At 63.1% G+C, this 2,701-nt stretch carries 2 protein-coding genes; both read left to right on the forward strand.

Annotation, left to right across the window (positions count from 1 at the left end; all coding sequences use genetic code 11):
- The coding region (locus ACESMD_RS09820) for a Re/Si-specific NAD(P)(+) transhydrogenase subunit alpha (protein ID WP_372612687.1) at positions 1-1,206 on the forward strand (1,206 nt) is incomplete at its 5' end.
- Positions 1,207-1,222: 16 nt separating this feature from the next.
- Positions 1,223-2,668, forward strand: a complete 1,446-nt coding sequence (locus tag ACESMD_RS09825; protein ID WP_372612689.1) for an NAD(P)(+) transhydrogenase (Re/Si-specific) subunit beta — start codon at positions 1,223-1,225, stop codon at positions 2,666-2,668.
- Positions 2,669-2,701 lie beyond the last annotated feature (33 nt).

Consider the following 2,701-nt stretch of genomic DNA (forward strand, 5'->3'; position numbering starts at 1 on the left):
ATCTCGCGGGCGCAGAAGATGGATGCGCTCTCGTCCATGGCCAACATCGCCGGCTACCGGGCGGTGATCGAGGCCGGCAACAACTTCGGGCGCTTCTTCACCGGCCAGGTGACGGCGGCGGGCAAGGTGCCGCCGGCCAAGGTGCTGGTGATCGGCGCCGGCGTGGCGGGCCTCTCTGCCATCGGCACCGCCACCAGCCTGGGGGCCGTGGTACGCGCCTTCGACGTGCGCCCCGAGGTTGCCGAACAGATCGAGTCCATGGGCGCCGAGTTCCTGTTCCTCGACTTCGAAGACAGCCAGGACGGTGCGGAGAGCGGTGGCTATGCCTCGCCCTCCAGCCCCGAGTTCCGCGAGAAGCAGCTCGAGTGCTTCCGCGAGCAGGCCCCGGATGTCGACATCGTCATCACCACGGCGCTGATCCCCGGCCGTCCCGCGCCGAAGCTGTGGCTCGAGGACATGGTCGAGGCCATGAAGCCCGGCTCGGTGATCGTCGACCTGGCGGCCGAGAAGGGCGGCAACTGCGACCTGACCAAGCCCGACGAGAAGGTGGTGACTGACAACGGCGTGACGGTCGTTGGCTACACCGACTTCCCCTCGCGGATGGCGACCCAGGCCTCCTTGATGTATGCCACCAACGTCCGTCACATGCTGACCGACCTGACGCCGGAGAAGGATGGCGCCATCGTCCACAACATGGAGGATGACGTGATCCGCGGATCCACGGTCACCCACGAGGGCGAAGTGACCTATCCGCCGCCGCCGCCCAAGGTCAAGGCCATCGGCGCGGCCAAGCCCAAGCCAAAGGAGAAGGAGCCGACGCCGCAAGAGCGCAAGGCGGCGGAACTGGCGACGTTCAAGGCGCAGACCAAACGACAGGTCACTCTTCTGGGTGTGGGTGGCGTCCTGATGCTGCTGCTCGGTCAGGTGGCCCCGGCCTCCTTCATGCAGCACTTCATCGTCTTTGCGCTTGCCTGTTTCGTCGGCTTTCAGGTGATCTGGGGGGTGAGTCATTCGCTGCATACCCCGCTGATGGCGGTAACCAATGCGATCTCCGGCATCATTATCCTGGGGGCCGTCCTGCAGATTGGGTCCGGTAGCGCTATCGTGCTGATACTCGCGGCGATCTCGGTGTTGATCGCTTCCATCAATATCGTGGGTGGCTTCCTGGTGACACGCCGGATGCTGGCCATGTTCCAGAAATCCTGAGCGGCGGAGACACGACATGTTGGGTCAAGGATTCGTATCTGCCGCGGCGATTGCGGCAAGTGTTCTGTTCATCCTCTCCCTGGGGGGCTTGAGCAATCAGGAAAAGGCCAAGCGTGCGGTGTGGTATGGCATCGTCGGCATGGCCGTGGCGGTCATTTTCACGGCTCTCGGGCCGGGTATCGGTGGCTATTGGTTCATGATTCCCATGATGATCATCGGTTCGGCAGCCGGCTGGTACGTGGCCAAGCGAGTCGCCATGACCGAGATGCCGCAGCTGGTGGCCGCCCTGCACAGCTTCGTGGGCCTGGCTGCCGTCTTAGTGGCCTGGAGTGCCGACCTCGAACGCCGCCGTGTCATGACGGCGCGTGTGCTTGATGCCTCGATGGACGAGTTCTCGGCCTTTGCTGCCCTGGTCGCGACCAAGGCGCCGGATGAGTTGACCTTCCTCCAGATCGAGGTGGTGTTCGCCATCTTCATCGGTGCGGTGACCTTCACCGGTTCGGTGATCGCCTTCGGCAAGCTCGCCGGGAAGATCGACGGCAAGTCCAAGCAACTCCCGGGTGGGCATATGCTCAATGCGGGCGCCGCCGTGCTTTGTCTGTTGCTGGCCATCGCCTATCTGTCAGGGGCCGGTTTCTGGACGCTTCTGATACTGGCGGCGCTCTCCTTCTTCATCGGCTATCACCTGATCATGGGCATCGGCGGCGCCGACATGCCGGTGGTGGTGTCGATGCTCAACAGCTATTCGGGCTGGGCGGCGGCCGCCATCGGCTTCACCCTCTCCAATGATCTGCTGATCGTTACCGGTGCCCTGGTGGGCTCCTCGGGTGCCATCCTATCCTACATCATGTGCAGGGCGATGAACCGTAATTTCATCAGTGTCATTCTTGGCGGTTTTGGCAGTGCGAGTTCTGGCGAGGCCGCCGAGATGGAGGGTGAGCAGATCGCCATTGATGCAGGCGGTGTGGCCAGTGCGCTCAATGATGCCGACAGCGTGATCATCGTACCGGGATACGGTATGGCGGTGGCTCAGGCACAGAACGCCGTCAGCGAACTGGTTCGCAAGCTCCGCGCCGCGGGCAAGAACGTCCGCTTCGGTATCCATCCGGTGGCCGGGCGCCTCCCGGGCCACATGGACGTGCTGCTGGCCGAGGCCAAGGTGCCCTATGACATCGTGCTGGAGATGGACGAGATCAACGATGACTTCCCCGAGACCGATGTGGTGATCGTCATCGGCTCCAATGACATCGTCAATCCTGCCGCCGAGGAAGACCCCAACAGCCCCATCGCCGGCATGCCGGTACTCAAGGTATGGGAGGCCAAGCAGGTCTTCGTCTGCAAGCGTGGTCAGGGGACAGGCTATTCGGGCATCGAGAACCCGCTGTTCTACAAGGAGAACACTCGGATGTTCTACGGTGACGCCCGAGAAAGTATCGATTCTCTGCTGCCTAAGCTCGACTGAGATCCAGGCACCCGCGGGATCGGGTGTCTCCCG

This window comes from Halomonas sp., from assembly GCF_041689495.1.
GTDB lineage: Bacteria > Pseudomonadota > Gammaproteobacteria > Pseudomonadales > Halomonadaceae > Halomonas.

Coding starts and splice junctions, on each gene's coding strand:
- ACESMD_RS09825 (WP_372612689.1), top strand. CDS start 1,223: ATGTTGGGTCAAGGATTCGTATCTGCCGCGGCGATTGCGGCAAGTGTT.